The following is an 18,224-nucleotide window of genomic DNA, read 5'->3' on the forward strand; positions in this document are numbered from 1 at the left end:
AAATGGCATTTACAGAGCCAAGTTCAAGGGCTGCAAAACCTTAGCGTCAAACGAGGCCGGGCCTGCTGAATTCCTACTCAGTCGGCCAGTCGTGCATCAGCCACGCAAATACCCCCCGGCGAAATGCGCGTCCCGTAAATCAACCGTTCAACACCCCGAGCTTGCGCAGCTTCAAATGCTGCCGCGTAAACCGGATCAATATCTGCAGCCAACGCAAACCGGGCACAATCCGTCCGTTGCACAAGATACAGCATGATCGCCCGATGACCTTGTGCCGCCATTGTCGCCAGCTCGCCCAGATGCTTGGTGCCGCGGGCTGTGACACTGTCGGGAAACTCGGCCAGACCGGATTGGCGGGACAGGGTCACGCTTTTGACTTCGACATAGGCATCCGGCAGGTCCGGCCCGGTCAACAGGAAATCGATGCGGCTGTTTTCGCCGTACTTTACTTCGGGCCGGACGGTGTCATAGGCGGCAAACTCGGGAATCTCACCTGCTTCCAATGCGGCGCGCAGCGCCCGGTTCGGGACCGAGGTATCGACGCCGGTAAAATGCCCGTTCTCGTGATCGACCAGCCGCCAGCCAAATTTCAGCTTTTTCTTCGGATCATCGTTGGGTTCCAGCCAGATCTTTTCGCCCGGCTCAGCCAGCCCCATCATCGACCCCGGATTGGCGCAATGGGCGGTAACCTCTCGCCCATCTTCAAGCGTGCAATCGGCCAGAAAGCGTTTGTAGCGACGGATCAGGCGGGCGGGGACAAGAGGGGTTTCAAAACGCATGGGTGACGGCCTATACCTGCCCCTACGGACGATCAAGAGGGGAGAGCGCCATGGCCAATCCAACCGCAGCAATGCTGGTGATCGGGGATGAAATCCTGTCGGGCCGAACCCGCGATGCGAATATGCATTTTCTGGCACAGGAGCTGGCAAAACACGGCATCGACCTGAAAGAGGTTCGTATTGTCAGCGATGACGCCCCCGCCATCGAAACAACAGTCAAAGCGCTGTCCCTCACTTATGACAACGTCTTCACCAGCGGCGGTATCGGTCCGACCCATGATGATATCACCGCCGATTGCATCGCCCGTGCTTTTGACACACCGATTGACGTGCGCGACGACGCGCGTGCGCTGTTGCAAGCGCACTACGACAAATCCGGGCTGGAACTTAACGCGGCCCGCCTACGCATGGCGCGCATTCCGGATGGTGCGGCGCTGATCGACAACCCGGTCTCGACCGCGCCGGGGTTCACCATTTCAAATGTGCATGTGATGGCCGGAGTACCGTCGGTTTTTCAGGCAATGGTGGCCAGCGTCCTGCCAACCTTGACAGGTGGCAGCCCCCTGCTGTCGCAAACGTTGCGCGTGGATCGCGGTGAGGGTGATATCGCGGCAATTCTGTCCACACTGGCCGAGGATTTCAGCGAGCTTTCCATTGGCTGCTATCCGTTCCAGATCAACGGTGCCTTTGGCGCCAACGTGGTCGTGCGCGGTACTGATGGTGGACGAATTGACGCCGCCACAACCCGATTGGCGAAAGAGCTTGAGCTTTGAGCCTCAACTGGGCGGATATTGTCGATGGCACCTGGCCTGCAGCGGGGTATGAGACGCTTGGCCCGTTTCAATTGCGCGCAGGGCAGGGTGGAGGATCGCGCGTCTCTGCCGCCAGCGCGCTATCCACGGCGACCGACGCGGACATCGACGCTGCCGAGGCCGCGATGCAGGCCATGGGGCAGAACAGCATCTTCTGTCTGCGACCGGGGGATGAGGCCCTGGATGCGCAGTTGGCTCTCCGGGGGTATGATATTCTGGATCCGGTCAACATTTACGTTTGCCCTGCCGTTCAACTGGCAGATCAACCGATCCCTCCGGTCATGGTTTTTTCTGTCTGGGAACCACTTGAGATCATGCGTGAAATCTGGGCAACTGCCGGTATCGGACCCGAGCGGCTGGCGGTGATGCAGCGTGCCAAGGGGCCTAAAACCAGCCTATTGTTGCGCCACAATGACAAACCCAGCGGAGTGGCCTTCGTGGCGATGCATGGTGAGGTTGCAATGGTCCACGCACTTGAAATCCTGCCCGAGCACCGCCGTCATGGATTGGGCCATTGGACGATGCGTGCCGCTGCGATCTGGGCGCGCGACAACGGCGCTCAAAGCCTCAGCGTGATCTGCACAAAAGCCAATGAGGGCGCCAATGGTCTTTATCGCGCCCTCGGGATGGAGATCGCGGGCGAATACCATTACCGTCACCTTGTCTGAACCGAAGAGGCCTCCGTGACACAAAAAGACATGCCTACCGCGCTGAACCTGCCCATGGTTGATCCACTGCCGCCGGAAACGCAGAAGTACTTTGATATCTGCGTCGAAAAACTGGGCATGATTCCGAATGTGCTGAAAGCCAACGCGTTCGATATAGATAAGCTGAACGCTTTCGCCGCGATGTATAACGATCTGATGCTGGCTGACAGCGGATTGTCCAAGTTGGAGCGTGAGATGATCGCCGTGGTCGTCTCGTCGATCAACAAGTGTTTCTACTGCCTGGTCGCGCATGGTGCGGCGGTGCGGCAGCTCTCGGGCAATCCGCAACTGGGTGAGATGCTGGTGATGAACTATCGCGTCGCGCCGCTGGAACCTCGTCAACGGGAGATGCTGGACTTTGCCGCCAAGATGACCACAGCCAGCGCCGAAATCGAAGAGCCCGACCGCCAGAGCTTGCGTGACGTGGGATTCACCGACCGCGACATCTGGGACATTGCCAATGTCACCGGGTTTTTCAACATGTCCAACCGGGTGGCCAGCGCAACCGCAATGGTGCCCAACGAAGAATATCACGCGCAGTTTCGATGATCCGACCAGCTGCCCTTTTTGCTTTGCTTTTGACAGGACCGGTTCTGGCGCAGGACCTGACCTTGCCAGCCAGTGCCCGACAAATCAGCGACCGAACCTCGCCGCTGGACAGTTATGATCTGCCGACAGGCCCGTATGCGAATGGCTCAGTGCCTGCTGACATGTTCGAAGGCCGGGTTGAGCGCTATACGTGGCGGCTTCAGGCGGGGTCCAGCACGACCTTGCAGCTTCTCGCCCCGCTGCGGGATCAGATTGAGGCGCAGGGGTACAAGATTCTGTTCGAATGCGACGCGCGGGCTTGTGGTGGGTTCGACTTCCGCTTTGGCACCGAGGTTGTGCCAACCCCGGACATGTACGTTGCCATTCAGGATTACCGGTTTTTATCGGCTACCAAAGGGCCAGTTGCTCTTAGCCTGCTGGTCAGCCGCAACTCTCCGGACGGCTATGTCCAGATGATTCGGGTGACGCCTCAGGATGCGCCGGACCCGGATCCCGTGGTGGTCGAGCAGGCGGTGGAGGGTGCGGTGGGGGTGCTGGACGCTCTGACGACAACAGGCCACGTAATCCTGGACGACCTTCATTTTCCGTCAGGTGAAGTCGCATTGGGCGAGGGTCCGTTTGGCTCGCTGACCCTGTTGGCCGGATATCTGGCCGATAATCCGAACGCGAGGCTGGCGCTGGTGGGGCATACAGATGATACCGGCGCGCTACAGGCAAATATTGCGGTCAGCAAAAGCCGGGCCGAGGCGGTACGAACCCGCCTGATCGATGCGCATGGCGTGGCCTCAGACCGCATCGAAGCGCAGGGCGTGGGCTATCTGTCTCCGATCACGTCGAACGCAACGCCCGAAGGGCGCGACCTGAACCGCCGTGTCGAAGCGGTTTTGCTGGTCAATTGAACTTGCAAAGCCGGGTGGCAGGGCAAAAAAAAGACCCGCACTTTTACATGCGGGCCACAGGGAGGTCTTCAGGGAGAAATTACCAGTCCATCGGACCCTTCTCGTGGAAGGCGTCGACGAGGAAATCAATGAAAGCGCGTACTTTGGGTTGTGTGAAACGGCCTGGCGGGTAGACGGCGTAAATGCCCTGAACCTCGTCCGGCAGGGACGGCATAGCATCGACAACCAACCCCGCTTGCAGGGCCTCAGCATAAAGGTAACTTGGCAGATAGGCGATCCCAAGGCCGGAAACGGCCGCGTTCAGCAGGGATTGCCCGTCATTCACGCTTAGCCAGCCCGCAGTGCGCACCTGACGCTTTTCACCGGACGGTGCGGTCAGCTTCCAGACATTGCCCGAAGACTGGCTGGAATAGTGCAGCAGCTTGTGTTCGTTCAGATCGTCGATCTTTTGTGGACGGCCAAATCTTTCAATATAGCTGGGCGCTGCTACCATGCGTTTGACCGTTTCGGTCAATTTGCGTGCACGTAGCGTACTGTCTTCCAGCTCGCCAATGCGCACGGCCACGTCAAATCCTTCGGAAATCAGTTCGACATAACGGTTGTTCAGTACCATGTTCACGGTGATGTCTGGGAAGGCCGCGAGAAATTCGGACAGGACGGGCGACAGATGATTGACGCCGAAATCCGTGGCAACACTGATGCGCAAAAGACCAGACGGAGCCGATTGCATGGACGTTACCAGTGAATCCGCCTCACCCGCGTCATTCAGAACGCGACGCGCCCGGTCATAATACGCCAAACCGATTTCCGTTGGTGACACCCGGCGCGTGGTACGATTCAACAGCCGCGCCCCCAGCCGCGCTTCGAGGCTCGAGACGTGTTTGGACACGGCTGACTTGGAGATGCCCATCTTTTTGGCCGCGTCGGTGAAGCCACCCTGGTCCACCACATTGGCGAAGGCTTCCATTTCGGTCAGTCGGTCCATACTCGTTCCCCAGATCTTGATTTCCGTCCTGACTATGGCGCTGAATCTGGGCGGAAACGCGGCAGACATGGGATAATATCAGGGATTTGAATCGGATCGTTTGCGTATGAGAAACGCAGAAACAGTGGTTTCCAATCTAGCGTCAGACCTTGTGATGCTGTGTTTTTCAGTCAATCGCGCTAAGCTGTTAAATTGAGAATGGCTTTTTTGTGACAAGGGAGGAGATCATGAAGACCTTTTTCGCCATTGCTGCTCTTTGCCTATCGGTCGGCGTTGCACAGGCCGGAGGAGAGACGCCATCGAATCCTGACGCAAAGGTCTATTTCGTCAACCTGTCCGATGGTGACACCGTACAATCACCTGTCACGGTCGTCTTTGGCCTCAGCGGCATGGGCGTTGCCCCTGCCGGGACCGAGAAGGAAAACACCGGCCACCACCATCTGCTGATCGACCGTCCCCCGCTGGGCGAGGGCGAGGATGGCCCGGATGAGCTGGCCTATGGCCTGCCGTCCGACGAAAGCCACATGCATTTTGGCGGTGGCCAGACCGAGGTAACGCTGGATCTGCCCCCTGGTCAGCATACGTTGCAACTGGTTCTGGGCGACGCGGGGCACGTGCCACACGCCACTCCGATCGTATCCAAGGTGATCACGATTACGGTCGAGTAGTCCGTGCCCACATCTTCGTCGAATCTATGCGGCGGCGGGCAATAGGAAAACGCCCCGTGCCAGCGCTGAATTCAGCCGTTCCTTTGTATACCATTGGTCAAGCACGGTGTTGGCCATCAAATCGGGATTTCCCTGTGTGAATCTCTCAAAGTCGTCGGTTTGAGTATATGCCAGACGCTCTGCGATCAGACTCATGAAGGCGTAAGTGATCGTCAGATTGAACTTGTCCGGGGCGCCCGCCTTGGCCGCAAGCGTGCGGATTCCCTTGGCGTATATCGTGGCCGCATCGATGAAATCATATTTGCGCAACAGATCGTATGCGACCTGCACATGCTCGACATGTCCGAACGTCGTGTTGTCGATGGCGTGTGCCTCAAACGCATTGGTGATATCGGCGTTCATTCTCCGTCCTCCTTGAAACGGTGACTGTCCTCGGCAGTCCAGTCGAGGTCATAGACATTTTTGAGCTGTTTGATTTTTTCCAACGTTTCCTCGGAAAACGCCGGTTTGTTTTCAAAGCTGTGCAGGGCGATGCCCTCGATCAGATCACCAAGGGTCATGTCCAGCGACTCCGCCAACCCTTTGAGGACTTTCAGCAGGCGCTTTTCGATTCGAATTCCTGTCTGGGTGCGTTCTAACTTTAGACTCATATGTTATATATGTACGTAAGTACATTAAGTGTCAAGCAACACCAAATAAAGCCGCCTCTTTCGAGACGGCTTCCCTTGGTGCAAATTGGGGTCGTTGGGTCAGAACGTAGCCGCCAGACGCGTCCCTTGATTGATCGCGCGTTTGGCGTCCAGCTCTGCCGCCACATCCGCACCGCCGATCACGTGCGGAGTGATGCCGCGTTCGATCAGTGCATCCGCCAGCGAGCGCTCTGACACCTGGCCTGCACACAGCACAATCGTGTCTGCAGGGATAACAGTCGGGTCTGCACGCTCTTCACCAAAGCTGACATGCAGACCGTCATCGTCGATGCGCTCATAGTTCACGCCACCAACGAAATTGACGTCCTTCATCTTCAGCGCTGCACGATGAATCCAGCCGGTGGTCTTGCCCAGCCCCTTGCCATGCGCCTGTTTCTTGCGCTGCAGCAATGTAACCTGACGTGCGGGGGCAGCTGGTTGCGGCCCTTCAGGCGCCAACCCCGATCGGTGCTCGGACGGATCCGTCACACCCCATTCTTTCATCCAAAGCGGCAGGTCAGTCGTGGCGCTGTGACCGTCCTCCAGCAAGAACTCGGAGACGTCAAAACCGATACCGCCCGCGCCGATCACGGCGGCGGATTTACCGACATCGGCCTTGTCGCGCAGCACGTCGATGTAACTCAGCACGTTATCCCGATCCTGCCCTGGGATTTGCGGATCACGCGGGATGACGCCGGTGGCGATGACCACCTCGTCAAAGCCAATCAGGTCATCAGCGCCGATGTTACGGTTCAACTCCACCTTCACGCCCAGATCGTCGATCATTGTGCGGTACCAGTCGACCAACCCCCAGAACTCTTCTTTTCCCGGCACCTGTTTTGCCATGTTCAACTGACCGCCCACTGCGCTGGCGCGGTCGAACAGGGTTACGTCATGGCCGCGCTGGGCGGCTGTCATTGCCGTCGACAGACCTGCCGGGCCTGCGCCGACAATTGCCACTTTCTTTACCGTCTCAGCCTTGGAAATCACGAACTCGGATTCATTGCACGCACGCGGGTTGACCAAACATGTGGTCAGCTTGCCGCTGAATGTATGGTCCAGGCAGGCCTGATTGCAGGCGATACAGGGCGCGATTTTGGCGGCATCGCCTGAAATCGCCTTGTTCACGAAATCCGCATCGGCCAGCATCGGGCGCGCCAGAGATACCATGTCGGCGCAACCGGTTGCCAGAACCTCTTCGGCCACCTCTGGCGTGTTGATCCGGTTCGACGTGATGACGGGTATCGACACCTTGCCCATCAGCTTTTTCGTCACCCATGCAAACGCCGCACGCGGGACGCTGGTGGCAATGGTCGGAATCCGTGCCTCGTGCCAGCCGATGCCGGTGTTGATGATCGTGGCCCCGGCCTTTTCGATCTCTTGTGCCAGTTGCACGACCTCGTCGTGGGTCGAGCCGTTGGGCACCAGATCGATCATCGACAGCCGGTAGATGATGATGAAATCGGTGCCAACGGCCTCGCGTGTCCGGCGCACCACCTCAATCGGCAGACGTATACGGTTTTCATAGGACCCACCCCAGCGGTCTGTGCGCTTGTTGGTGTGGGTCACGATGAATTGGTTCAGGAAATATCCCTCGGAGCCCATGATCTCGACCCCGTCATAGCCCGCCTTCTGCGCCAGAACAGCCGCGTTGACGATATCGCCGATCTGCTTTTCGATACCGTCTTCGTCCAGCTCATTGGGTGGAAACGGAGAGATCGGGGATTTCACCGGGCTGGGTGCCACACATTTTGGACCATAGGCATAGCGGCCTGCATGCAGGATCTGCATGGCGATTTTACCGCCCGCTTCATGCACCCGCTGTGTGACGATGGAATGTTTCGCAACCTCTTTGTCGTTGGTCATCATCGACGCACCCGGCAAAACCGAACCCTCAAGGTTCGGGCCAATCCCGCCCGTCACCATCAACGCCACGCCACCGCGCGCCCGGTCAGCATAGAACTCGGCCACCCGGTTCCAATCACCGGTTTCCTCAAGCCCCGTATGCATCGAGCCCATCAGCACGCGGTTCTTCAGCGTGGTAAAGCCCAGATCCAGCGGAGCCAGCATGTTTGGGTACGCAGTCATGGCGAAACTCTCCCTCCCGAATTTGCGTGTTAGATTGACGTTCGCGTCAACTTTGTCACGCGAAACCCCACGTCACCCCCTTTGCTGTGGCACCGACGATTGCTAGAGGTGGGCGGAACAACCCGATGAGGCCGAGCATGACCCCCGAAGAAATCGCCAAATTGCCCTATCGCCCCTGTGTCGGGCTGATGCTGATGAATGCCGAGGGCAAGATTTTCGTGGGCCAGCGCAATGATCGCCACAAGAACGCCTGGCAAATGCCTCAGGGCGGCGTGGACAAGGGCGAAGACCCGCGCGATGCCGCCCTGCGTGAGCTGTGGGAAGAAACCGGCGTTACCGCCGATCTGGTCGAGATCGTGACCGAAACAGACGGCTGGCTGGCCTACGATCTGCCCCATGACATCGTGCCCAAGATCTGGAAGGGCCGCTATCGCGGGCAAGAGCAGAAATGGTACTTGCTGCGCTTCACAGGCCGGGACGATCAGGTCGACATTGAAACCCAGCATCCCGAATTCACCCGCTGGAAATGGCAGGACCCTGCGCGCCTGATCGATGAAATCGTGCCTTTCAAACGGGATGTGTATGAAAAGGTCGTCGCCGCATTCGCCGACCATCTTGGCCGGTAAGCCCCTTCAGATTTCACTGCTGGCTCGCTGAACCGCACGTTGCCGTGAGGGGGCGTGGTTTGACACTGCGGGCATCTCTAGCTTGGTGCCCATGAAGGACAGTACGCACGATATTCCGATACTGGCCCCCGCTGGCCGCAGGTTCACCGGAACCGACCGACGCGCCCCGCTGCGTGACGGGCTGCAAGGCTGCGGTGAATATGGCGCAGGCCAGACGGCGGGGCGGTTTTATCCTGTTGCGTGTGTGGCGCTGGAGGTGACCCAGCGCTGCAATCTGGATTGCACGCTCTGCTATCTCTCGGATCGGGCCGAGATGACCTATGACCCGCCTCTTTCAGTTCTGCTGGCGCGACTGGTCACGATCCAAAGCCATTATGGCGAAGGTGTCTCGGTTCAGTTGACCGGTGGCGATCCGACCCTGCGCAAGGTCGAGGACCTAGAAGTTTTGTGCCGGGAAATCCGGCGGTTTGGCATGCGATCCTGCCTGATGACTAACGGTATCCGTGCCAGCCGCGCGTTCCTGACCCGTCTGGCGGCAGCCGGGCTGGACGACGTGGCCTTTCACGTGGACATGACGCAGGAACGCTCCGGGTTCCACTCTGAGGTCGAACTGAACCGTGTACGCCGGAAGTATATCGACCGAGCGCAGGGCCTTGGGCTGCGCGTCCTTTTCAACACAACCGTTTTCGAAGGCAACGTTTCCGACCTTCCTGACCTTGCCCGATTTTTCCGAGACCAACCCGAGGTCGCCTTCGTTTCATTCCAGATGCAGGCCGATACAGGGCGGGGTTTTCTGCGGGCGCGGCCAGATACGATCACGCAGGACAGTGTGATCCGGGCAGTGGAGGCCGGGTATGAAACACCTCTGCACTTTGATGCTGCTGCAGTTGGTCATTCCCGTTGCAATCGCTATGCCGGCGTCCTGACTGCCGGGGGGCGGGCGGTTTCGGTTCTGTCGAACCACCACCTTGTTCAGCGTGTGATTGGTGCACTGGAACAGGTCGAAGACGGGCGCGAGGCACATCTCGATATCCGGGCCTCTGTTTTGCGACTGGTTCTGCGGCGCCCTCTGCTGGCCCTGCGCGCAGCGGCGCATCTGCTCGCGTGTACGCTAAGGCTGGGCACGGGTCTGTTACGTGGGCGATTGCGGCGGCAGGCCATCTTCATCCACAACTTCATGTCCGCTGATGCGTTGGAGGCAGACCGCTGCGCCTCATGCGTGTTCATGGTCGCAACCGCAAACGGTCCGCTGTCGATGTGTGTTCACAATGCCGAGCGGGACCGCCATCTGCAGGCATCGGACAGGCTGGATGGTCCGGCAGGGCCGCAATGGTGGAACGCCGCGAGCCGCAACTTGTCCGATCACGCCGACATGCCGGGGCTGGGCGACCTTGATCTGGCACCGATCAAGCGGCTTAAGGGGCAACTCAAAGCCCGACACCGAAACCGGAAGGACGCGTCATGAGATACATGATAGCAGCGCTGATGCTGTCATTACTGACGGCCTGCGCCAGTGTCGAGCGCCTGGCTCTGCCCGCGCCGAACCCGTTGCAAAATCAGGCTCTGACGCGGGCAGCCAACCCTCCCGGCACAAAGGTGGACCACAGTGATTGGAGTGCGTTTCTTTCACGCTATGTCTCGCCCGACGCTCAGGGTGTGAACCGGGTGGCCTATGTACAGGTGACGCAAGCAGATCGAACCCGGCTGGACGCATACTTGAATGATCTGCAATCAGTTGACCCGGCCATGCTGACCAGACGGCAGCACTTGGCCTATTGGATCAACCTGTATAATGCGCTGACACTGGGTGTGGTTCTGGACAATTACCCTGTTGCCTCGATCCGTGATATCACCGACGGCCCTTTGTCTTTTGGCCCCTGGGATCGCCCACTGGCGCAGGTGGCCGGGCAGGACCTGACATTGAATGACATCGAACACCGCATCATCCGCCCCACCTTTGACGAACCCCGCATCCACTATGCCCTGAACTGTGCTGCCGTCGGTTGTCCGAATCTGATGGATCGGGCATGGCAAGGCAACACGCTTGAGGAAGATTTCGCTGCGGCTGAACGCGCCTATGTAAACGATCCGCGCGGGGCGCGGTTTGATGATCGCGGGCGGCTGATCCTGTCAAAGATCTATATCTGGTTCCGCGGAGATTTCGGTGACAGCGAAAAGGCCGTGATTGCGTCCATCGCTCAAGCGTCAGAGCCGGACCTGAAAGCACGGCTCATGGAAAATCCGCGCGTCAGAGCCTATCGATACAACTGGGCTCTGAACGATGCGGGGGCTGGATCATGATCGGCCAAAAGTAGGTTCCAGGGTTGATATCTACTCAGCGCAGCGCGACAGGCGGCGGCCGTTCTCAATGTCTTCCAGAAGATAAAAGCCACCCTGATCAGCGTTGACCGTGAAATAATGAGGTAGTTCGTTGGACAATATCCCGATCACAAAAGTGACCGGTGGGTTTTGTTTGCCATAATATGTGTAAGCTGTGTCTGCATCCGCGATGCGTTGACCCTGATACGTTAACTCAAACTGTTCATTATCACCCAAACCGGAAATCTCCACGCCGTCCGCAACTGAGCAATTGGTAGAATACCGGCCTTCGACTTCGATGATTTCAAAATCCGCGCGATATTGCGGCAACCAGTCCAAAAACGAAGCACAATAGGGGTCCGCTTCGCTTTGGTTCCAGTTTTGGCACGGCCCGCCTTTCATGTCGGCCAAGCCGTGTCCGGGTAGGGCACCGAGTAAGAAAAGAACGCAGAATTTCTTCCTCATAACTCGATACCCTTTCTGTTCTTCGCGCTCACAGCAACCCTTCGGCACGCAGCAATTCCTGCATGTTCGCTTCGGGCCGCGGGCCGATATGGCTGATGACTTCGCGGGCGCAGACATTGCCGATCTTGGCACAGGTCTCGTAATCGCGGCCCGTGGCCATGCCAAACAGGAAGCCTGCCGCGAATTGGTCACCTGCGCCTGTTGCATCAACGGGCACAACCTTTTCGACCGGCACATCAATGCGGGCGTCGCCGTTCAGTACGGTCACGCCGTCGCCAGAACGGGTGCAGACCACCAGCGGACAGATCGCCGCGGTTTTGGCCAGGGCTTCATCCAGATCGTCAGTTTCGAACAGCGACTTGATCTCGGCCTCGTTGCCGATCACGAAGTCCAACTCATTTTCGATCAGCAGCAGGAAATCGACCCTGTGACGCTCTACGCAGAACGGGTCGGAAATGGCGATGCCTGCCTTGCCGCCGCCCTTATGGCAGGCGCGGGCGGCCTCAAGAAACGCGGCCTTGCCCTTTTCCTTGTCGAACAGATAGCCTTCAAGGAACATGATCTGACTGTTTCCAGCGACGTCATCGGACACATCCTCAGACGACAGCTCTGAGGAAATGCCCAGATAGGTGTTCATCGACCGCTCACCATCGGGCGAGACAAAGATCATTGAACGCGAAGTCGGCAGTTCACCACCCGGAACAGGCGGGTTCACGAAATCTACGCCATCTTCATTCATCGCGTCCGCGTAGAACCGGCCCAGCGCGTCATCATGCACGCGACCGATGAATGCAGCATCCAGACCCAACGCACCAGCGCCGGCAATGGTGTTGGCAACAGATCCGCCCGGCGTCTGAACCCGGCTTTCCATCGAGGCGTAAAGCACCTCACCGCGTTCCTGTTCGATCAACTGCATGATGCCCTTTTCGATGCCCATCAGTTCCAGGAAACTGTCATCGGCCTGGGAAATCACGTCCACTACGGCATTTCCGATGCCGGTCAGTTGGTAAGTCTTCATAAGGTTTTGTCCTCGAATTGACAGAGATCACGGATGATGCAGGTCGGGCATTGTGGCTTGCGCGCCTTGCAATGGTACCGGCCATGCAGGATCAGCCAGTGATGCGCATGAAGTTGAAAGTCTGCAGGAATGTTGTCTTCGATGGCGCGCTCGACCGAGTCCACGTCTTTGCCGGGGCAGATGCCGGTACGGTTACCAACGCGAAAAATATGTGTGTCCACCGCCTGTGCCGGTTGCCGCCACCACATGTTCAAAACCACATTGGCCGTCTTGCGGCCCACACCCGGAAGCGATTGCAGGGCGGTACGGGAATTGGGCACCTCACCGTCATAGTCTTCGACCAGAATACGGCTGAGCTTGATGACGTTTTTTGCCTTCTGGCGGAACAGGCCGATGGTCTTGATATGCTCGATCAGGCCTTCTTCACCCAGATCCAGCATCTTTTGCGGCGTGTCGGCGATCTGAAACAGCTCGCGCGTCGCTTTGTTGACACCCGCATCGGTCGCCTGCGCCGAAAGCGCTACGGCGACGACCAGAGTATAGACGTTCACATGCTCCAGCTCGCCCTTGGGTTCGGGGTCGGCCTCTTGAAAGCGTGTAAAGATCTCGCGGATCGTGTGATAATCGAGTTGTTTTGCCATCCGGGCCTTAATGCCGTCCACCGGGCCGTGACACAAGCCCAAAGCCAATGCGCAAGTTCCGGGTCGCGAGCGCGTGGCCCGCGCGCTATGGTTTTGTCAGGAGATGAGGTGGAATCATGAATGTTCAGACCCCAGAAGGCGGATACCATTACAACGTCATGCGCCGGGCAATCGATCTTATTGATCAAGGTGGCGAAAACCTGAACCTCGAAGACCTGGCCTGCCAGATGGACATGAGCCCGGCCCATTTCCAGCGCCTGTTCTCGCGTTGGACTGGGGTGTCCCCCAAGCGATACCAGCAATATCTGACACTGGGCTATGCCAAGGCATTGCTGCACGAACGGTTCACGACGCTGGAAACCGCGCATAATGTCGGTCTGTCAGGCAGCGGGCGACTGCACGATCTGTTCCTTAAATGGGAATCCATGAGCCCCGGCGAATACGCCCGCAAGGGCGATGGTTTGACGATCTATTGGGGTTGGTTCGAATGTCCCTTTGGTCCTGCGCTGGTTATGGGCACCGACAAGGGCATTTGCGGTATGGCCTTCGGGGCCGAGACTGGCGAAGAAGCCGCGATGGAGGACATGATCTCGCGCTGGCCCAAGGCAGAGTTCGTTGAAGACCCGATGCGTCTGCGCCCATGGGTGCTCAGTGCCTTTGCAGCGGCCAGCGATCGGTTGCTGCCAACGCCGATCTATCTGATCGGCTCACCCTTGCAGATCAAGGTGTGGGAGGCTCTGATGCACATCCCCTCGGGTCAGGTCACGACCTATTCAGAGATCGCGCAGCGCGTGGGCTCGCCTCAAGCTGTGCGCGCCGTGGGAACGGCGGTTGGACGTAACCCGGTCAGCTGGTTGATCCCGTGTCACCGCGCATTGCGTAAATCCGGAGGGTTGGGCGGCTATCACTGGGGCCTGCCGGTCAAGCGCGCTATGCTGGCGTATGAAGCGGCACAGGCAGGCGCCTGATTGACACAATGCCCGACCGCTGCCAAAAGACATCGCAGGTTCGGGTCCCCTGCTGTTCGCGGCCATTGGCTTTGGTGAAACCCGGTTTGAAGAACATCTGTTGCCCATTTCTGGCGCGCGGATGGAAATGCGAACCCCGTCCAGACTTCGCGCCCGTTCAAGGAAACGAGGCACATGATGACACGAATCCAAACCGTTGCTCCGGTTGAAGAGCTGAAAGCGCAAGCCAAACGCCTGCGGGAAAAACTGAAGGCGACAGGTGTTGCGCTGTCGCACAGCGCCGCATTGGAACTGCTGGCCCATCAGCATGGCGTACGAGACTGGAACACGTTGAACGCAATGGCCGGGAACCGGATGCACTTGCGTGTAGGCGACAGGGTCGAAGGGCGCTATCTGGGTCAGGTGTACACAGCGGAAATCCGCGCAATAACTATGCTGGGCGATGGTGCTCGTCGCCGTGTAACCCTGCACTTCGATACGCCGGTCGACGTGGTACGTTTCGATAGCTTCTCTGCTTTTCGACAGCGCGTTACCGGAGAGATTGGCTGGGACGGTCGATCCCTACGGCACACTTCCGATGGGGAACCCCAACTTGTGGTGCGGCCTGTATAATACACTAAGGGCGAGGCTCAGGAGCCGCCTCGCCCAATCCGCGAAACTCGCCGGGAAGCTTATTCCGCAGCCCAGCCGCCGACAGCTTTGACTTCAAGGAAGTCTTCCAGACCAAAGATGCCGCCTTCACGCCCGTTGCCGGATTGCTTCATGCCTCCGAACGGAGAGCCCGCGCTGCGTGACTGGCCATTCATCTCGACCATGCCCGACCGTAGAACCCGCGCCATGCGATTGGCACGCGCGCCATCCTGGGTCTGAACGTAGTTGGTCAGGCCATAAGGCGTGTCATTGGCGATCTCGATTGCCTCCTCCTCGGTGTCGAACGGGATCATGGTCAGGACCGGGCCGAAGATTTCTTCGCGCGCGATGGTCATCTGGTTGTTTGCATCGGCAAAGACCGTGGGGCGGACATAGTAGCCTTTGTTCAAACCCTCAGGCCGCCCGGTGCCGCCAGCGACCAGTCGCGCGCCTTCATCGATGCCTTTCTGGATCAGGTCTTGGATCTTGGTCCACTGCACTTCATTCACCACCGGACCGATATGGCGACCTTCCTCGGCGGCAGGGCCGACTTTGACCATTTTGGCCACTTCTGTCGCCGTTTCCACCGCCTTGTCATAGATCGGGCGCTGAACCAGCATCCGGCTGGGGGCGTTACAGCTTTGGCCTGTGTTTTGCATCATGTGCAGCACACCGCGCTTGACCGCTTTCTCGTCTGCATCCTCGAAGACTACATTCGCGCCTTTGCCGCCCAGTTCCAGATGCACTTTCTTGAGCGTCTCAGCCGCGTTCTTCGAAATCGCAGTACCCGCGCGGGTCGAGCCGGTGAAACTGACCATATCCACGTCCCTATGGCCCGACAGCTGAGAGCCAACGCCTACCCCGTCGCCATTCACCAGATTGAACACGCCGGGTGGGAAGCCTGCTTCGTCCATCATATCAGCAAAGATCATTGCGTTCAGCGGGCTTTGTTCTGATGGTTTCAGAACCATGGTGCAGCCTGCGATCGCCGCCGCACCGACCTTGAGCGTGATCTGGTTCATCGGCCAGTTCCACGGAGTAATCAAAGCGGCAACGCCAACCGCCTCATGGATGATTCGGTCATTCGGCGCGTGATCGCCCAGCGGGCGTTCAAATTCAAATGCCTTGGCTGCGCGGATGAAATTCTTCAGGTGGTAGATACCTGCGCCCGCTTGTGCCGAGCGCGCCAGATCAATCGGGGCGCCCATCTCAAGCGACATCGCCTGCGCCAGATCTTCGGACCGGGCCGCATAAAGATCGACCAGTTTTTCCACCAGCGCGATGCGGGTCTCCACCGGGGTTTCCATCCAGCCGGGCAGGGCAGCTTTGGCAGCCGTAACAGCTGCATTGGTGTCGGCTTCTGCGCCAAGCGAAATCACCGCGCAGGGCTCCTCGGTCGAGGGGTTTATGACTTCAAAATCATTGGGCTGCGACGGCGCGACCCAATGACCGTTAATATAGAAATCCCGCTTGTAGATCATCGTGAGCCCTCCTGAAAGTTCGCCTGAGTCCGGCTGTTCGAGGTCACTCTGTCACCCATATACTGATGGAGCAATAGAGAATTTGATCAAATTATTTTCTCGAAGTGTCCACGAATTCCGTATCCTTGGGCGAGGTGGATGGTTTAACCTTCGCTCAAAGTGATTAGGTTCCCAGCAACCGACTCAGGTTTTTCACAGGAAAGGAGATGCCCCATGGGTTTGCGCATCAACGACACCGTCCCGAATTTCACAGCAGAAACGGATCAGGGCACCGTTCAGTTTCACGATTGGATTGGCGACAGCTGGGCCATTCTGTTCTCGCACCCAAAGGACTTCACCCCTGTTTGCACCACCGAGTTTTCGGCTGTTGCACAGCTGAATGACGAATGGGCCGCACGCAACACCAAAGTGATCGGCGTGTCGGTCGACGGTGTTGAGGACCACAAGAAGTGGAAGAAAGACATCGAAGAATACGGCAAGGCCAATCCCGGCTTTCCGATTATCGCCGATGACGGCCTGGCCGTGTCAAAAGCTTTCGACATGCTGCCAGCCGAAGCCTATCTGCCCGATGGCCGCACACCGGCTGACAGCGCCACCGTGCGTTCGGTCTTTATCATCGGCCCGGACAAGCAACTGAAACTGTCGATGACTTACCCAATGACCGTGGGCCGGAACTTTGCTGAAATCCTGCGCGCGCTGGACGGGCTGCAAATGTCGGCCAAAGGCGTTGCAACACCGGCCAACTGGGTGCCGGGCGAAGACGTTATCATCCCGCCGGCCGTGTCGAACGAAGACGCCAAAGCCAAGTTTGGCGAGTTCGAGACGATCTTCCCCTATCTGCGCAAAACCAAAGCGCCGTCCTAAGACGGTTGCCGGGTCAGGGGGGCTGTCTGCCCCCCATCGCGCCTATCGGTACGATCCCCCCCGAAGATATTTCTGGCCAGATGAAGCAGGCGGTTGCTGCGAATGTAGCGATCGCCGGTAAATCCACCGCGCGCGACAACTGACAGGGGTCTGTCTGGATGCCCCCGTACCAAAAGCACGAGGGCATAAGGCGACTGGAAACCGGAGAGAAACCTGACGCCCAAACCGATCAGAAGTTATAGCGAAGCCCGAAGTTGACGCTGAACGTATCCAGATCGTCTTCGACGTTGCCAGTCAAAGCTCCGTTCGGGGCCAGGCGCTGAGAGGAAACGTCAAAGGCCCTGGCATAGCGTGCATCGACGGTAAAGGCGGTTGACGCGTTGATGTCATAGGCCACACCGGCGATCAGTTGGGCGGCAAAAGTTGTGTCGCTGTCATCCAGCGCCACACCTGGCCCATAGGCAAAATCCAGATCCGAGTAAGTAGCACCCAGGCCGAATCCCGCAAACGGTGTCAGCGCACCGGCCTGTTTGAAATCGAACAGCACATTGGCAAACAGCGACGTCTGCGTGACATCGCCCGAGATATTGCCTTCGGCCCCCGGACCGTTGCCGGTAAAGTTCACACCATCCACGTCACTGTCGCGATAGGAAAGCTCCAGTTCGATGCGCGTTCCGATACTGTCATTGGACCATTGCGGGATTTCTTTGCCGATCGCCACACCCAGACCGAAACCTGTGTCGAAATCCGTATCAACCGATTGCGTCGCGCCGCCGATTGTGCCCGCGAAATCGCTGTCCTGTAGTTGGCTGTAGCCGATGAAGCCCTGAATATAGGTACCATCGCCAAGACTCTGTGCGGCAAGCGCCGTCGAGCTGATAGCCAGAGCCGTAGAGGCAAGAATGAGGCGCGTGAACATTAACCATCTCCTTTGTTCCAAAGTCCGCATGCCACCGATGTGGGCAAAGCTGGCCAAAAGGAAAGGTGCGGGACCTTCACTTCGCTTCACAGGTTTTTGGAACAGTGTGAGTGAATA

General features: G+C 58.2%; 21 protein-coding genes. 11 read left to right on the top strand and 10 right to left on the bottom strand.

Annotated features, from left to right (window positions below; genetic code table 11):
* Positions 1-77: 77 nt before the first annotated feature.
* Positions 78-779: a DNA/RNA nuclease SfsA gene (gene sfsA, locus Q0816_RS14475; RefSeq protein WP_298851811.1), complete on the bottom strand. Its 702-nt coding sequence runs from the start codon at positions 777-779 to the stop codon at positions 78-80.
* A 50-nt stretch (positions 780-829) separates the two neighbouring features.
* On the opposite strand from sfsA, the gene Q0816_RS14480 reads away from it, so the two are divergent.
* Genes Q0816_RS14480 through Q0816_RS14495 form a run of 4 tightly spaced genes read left to right on the top strand, consistent with a single transcriptional unit; the run spans position 830 to position 3,746 of the window.
* A complete protein-coding gene (locus Q0816_RS14480; RefSeq protein ID WP_298851813.1) occupies positions 830-1,552 on the top strand; it encodes a molybdopterin-binding protein in 723 nt (240 codons plus the stop codon).
* Positions 1,549-2,259, top strand: coding sequence for a GNAT family N-acetyltransferase (locus Q0816_RS14485; RefSeq protein ID WP_298851815.1), 711 nt, complete (start codon positions 1,549-1,551; stop codon positions 2,257-2,259). Before Q0816_RS14480 ends, Q0816_RS14485 begins: the two co-directional genes overlap by 4 nt.
* A 15-nt stretch (positions 2,260-2,274) precedes the next feature.
* On the top strand, positions 2,275-2,847 hold the full coding sequence (locus Q0816_RS14490) for a peroxidase-related enzyme (protein ID WP_298851818.1): 573 nt from the start codon (positions 2,275-2,277) through the stop codon (positions 2,845-2,847).
* Entirely contained in the window at positions 2,844-3,746 is a 903-nt protein-coding gene (locus Q0816_RS14495) for an OmpA family protein (RefSeq protein WP_298851820.1), read from the top strand. Before Q0816_RS14490 ends, Q0816_RS14495 begins: the two co-directional genes overlap by 4 nt.
* A 79-nt stretch (positions 3,747-3,825) precedes the next feature.
* Here Q0816_RS14495 and Q0816_RS14500 read toward each other — a convergent pair whose 3' ends face one another.
* Complete coding sequence (locus Q0816_RS14500) at positions 3,826-4,731, bottom strand: LysR family transcriptional regulator (RefSeq protein WP_298851822.1); 906 nt, start codon at positions 4,729-4,731, stop codon at positions 3,826-3,828.
* Positions 4,732-4,958: 227 nt separating this feature from the next.
* Between Q0816_RS14500 and Q0816_RS14505 the strand changes: the two genes are divergently transcribed.
* Positions 4,959-5,399: a DUF4399 domain-containing protein gene (locus Q0816_RS14505; protein WP_298851824.1), complete on the top strand. Its 441-nt coding sequence runs from the start codon at positions 4,959-4,961 to the stop codon at positions 5,397-5,399.
* A gap of 24 nt (positions 5,400-5,423) precedes the next feature.
* Here the strand turns inward: Q0816_RS14505 and Q0816_RS14510 are convergent, their stop codons facing one another.
* From Q0816_RS14510 to Q0816_RS14520, 3 genes are all read right to left on the bottom strand, one after another.
* A complete protein-coding gene (locus tag Q0816_RS14510) occupies positions 5,424-5,801 on the bottom strand; it encodes a hypothetical protein (RefSeq protein WP_298851826.1) in 378 nt (125 codons plus the stop codon).
* A complete protein-coding gene (locus Q0816_RS14515) occupies positions 5,798-5,959 on the bottom strand; it encodes a hypothetical protein (protein WP_298851828.1) in 162 nt (53 codons plus the stop codon). Before Q0816_RS14515 ends, Q0816_RS14510 begins: the two co-directional genes overlap by 4 nt.
* A gap of 189 nt (positions 5,960-6,148) precedes the next feature.
* A complete protein-coding gene (locus tag Q0816_RS14520) occupies positions 6,149-8,176 on the bottom strand; it encodes an NADPH-dependent 2,4-dienoyl-CoA reductase (RefSeq protein WP_298851830.1) in 2,028 nt (675 codons plus the stop codon).
* A 137-nt stretch (positions 8,177-8,313) separates the two neighbouring features.
* Between Q0816_RS14520 and Q0816_RS14525 the strand changes: the two genes are divergently transcribed.
* The 3 genes from Q0816_RS14525 (at position 8,314) to Q0816_RS14535 (ending at position 11,103) form a co-directional block, all read left to right on the top strand.
* Complete coding sequence (locus tag Q0816_RS14525) at positions 8,314-8,802, top strand: RNA pyrophosphohydrolase (protein ID WP_298851832.1); 489 nt, start codon at positions 8,314-8,316, stop codon at positions 8,800-8,802.
* A 91-nt stretch (positions 8,803-8,893) separates the two neighbouring features.
* The gene (locus Q0816_RS14530; RefSeq protein ID WP_298851833.1) at positions 8,894-10,267 is read left to right on the top strand and encodes a radical SAM protein; all 1,374 of its coding nucleotides are present in this window, start codon (positions 8,894-8,896) and stop codon (positions 10,265-10,267) included.
* Complete coding sequence (locus Q0816_RS14535) at positions 10,264-11,103, top strand: DUF547 domain-containing protein (protein ID WP_298851836.1); 840 nt, start codon at positions 10,264-10,266, stop codon at positions 11,101-11,103. The genes Q0816_RS14530 and Q0816_RS14535 overlap by 4 nt, the downstream gene beginning before the upstream one ends.
* 30 nt (positions 11,104-11,133) lie before the next feature.
* Here Q0816_RS14535 and Q0816_RS14540 read toward each other — a convergent pair whose 3' ends face one another.
* From Q0816_RS14540 to nth, 3 genes are read right to left on the bottom strand one after another with little or no spacing between them, the layout of a single operon-like run.
* Positions 11,134-11,586, bottom strand: coding sequence for a hypothetical protein (locus tag Q0816_RS14540; RefSeq protein ID WP_298851838.1), 453 nt, complete (start codon positions 11,584-11,586; stop codon positions 11,134-11,136).
* Between the two features lie 28 nt (positions 11,587-11,614).
* Positions 11,615-12,604, bottom strand: coding sequence for an adenosine kinase (locus Q0816_RS14545; protein ID WP_298851840.1), 990 nt, complete (start codon positions 12,602-12,604; stop codon positions 11,615-11,617).
* Positions 12,601-13,245: an endonuclease III gene (gene nth / locus Q0816_RS14550; protein WP_298851842.1), complete on the bottom strand. Its 645-nt coding sequence runs from the start codon at positions 13,243-13,245 to the stop codon at positions 12,601-12,603. The genes Q0816_RS14545 and nth overlap by 4 nt, the downstream gene beginning before the upstream one ends.
* Positions 13,246-13,361: 116 nt before the next feature.
* On the opposite strand from nth, the gene Q0816_RS14555 reads away from it, so the two are divergent.
* Both Q0816_RS14555 and Q0816_RS14560 read left to right on the top strand, forming a co-directional pair.
* Positions 13,362-14,213 carry a bifunctional helix-turn-helix domain-containing protein/methylated-DNA--[protein]-cysteine S-methyltransferase gene (locus Q0816_RS14555; RefSeq protein ID WP_298851843.1) on the top strand — a complete coding sequence of 284 codons (852 nt, stop codon included), beginning with the start codon at positions 13,362-13,364 and terminating at the stop codon, positions 14,211-14,213.
* 177 nt (positions 14,214-14,390) lie between these two features.
* Positions 14,391-14,825 (top strand): glyoxalase superfamily protein, encoded by a 435-nt coding sequence (locus Q0816_RS14560; RefSeq protein ID WP_298851939.1) that lies wholly within the window; start codon positions 14,391-14,393, stop codon positions 14,823-14,825.
* A gap of 59 nt (positions 14,826-14,884) precedes the next feature.
* Here Q0816_RS14560 and Q0816_RS14565 read toward each other — a convergent pair whose 3' ends face one another.
* Positions 14,885-16,324, bottom strand: a complete 1,440-nt coding sequence (locus Q0816_RS14565; RefSeq protein WP_298851844.1) for an aldehyde dehydrogenase family protein — start codon at positions 16,322-16,324, stop codon at positions 14,885-14,887.
* Positions 16,325-16,537: 213 nt separating this feature from the next.
* Here Q0816_RS14565 and Q0816_RS14570 point away from each other — a divergent pair, with 213 nt between their 5' ends.
* Entirely contained in the window at positions 16,538-17,188 is a 651-nt protein-coding gene (locus Q0816_RS14570) for a peroxiredoxin (protein ID WP_050605090.1), read from the top strand.
* Positions 17,189-17,417: 229 nt separating this feature from the next.
* Here the strand turns inward: Q0816_RS14570 and Q0816_RS14575 are convergent, their stop codons facing one another.
* Positions 17,418-18,107, bottom strand: a complete 690-nt coding sequence (locus Q0816_RS14575) for an outer membrane beta-barrel protein (protein WP_298851845.1) — start codon at positions 18,105-18,107, stop codon at positions 17,418-17,420.
* Positions 18,108-18,224: the final 117 nt, after the last annotated feature.

It is taken from the genome of uncultured Ruegeria sp. (genome assembly GCF_947497005.1).
Taxonomy (GTDB): Bacteria; Pseudomonadota; Alphaproteobacteria; order Rhodobacterales; family Rhodobacteraceae; genus Ruegeria.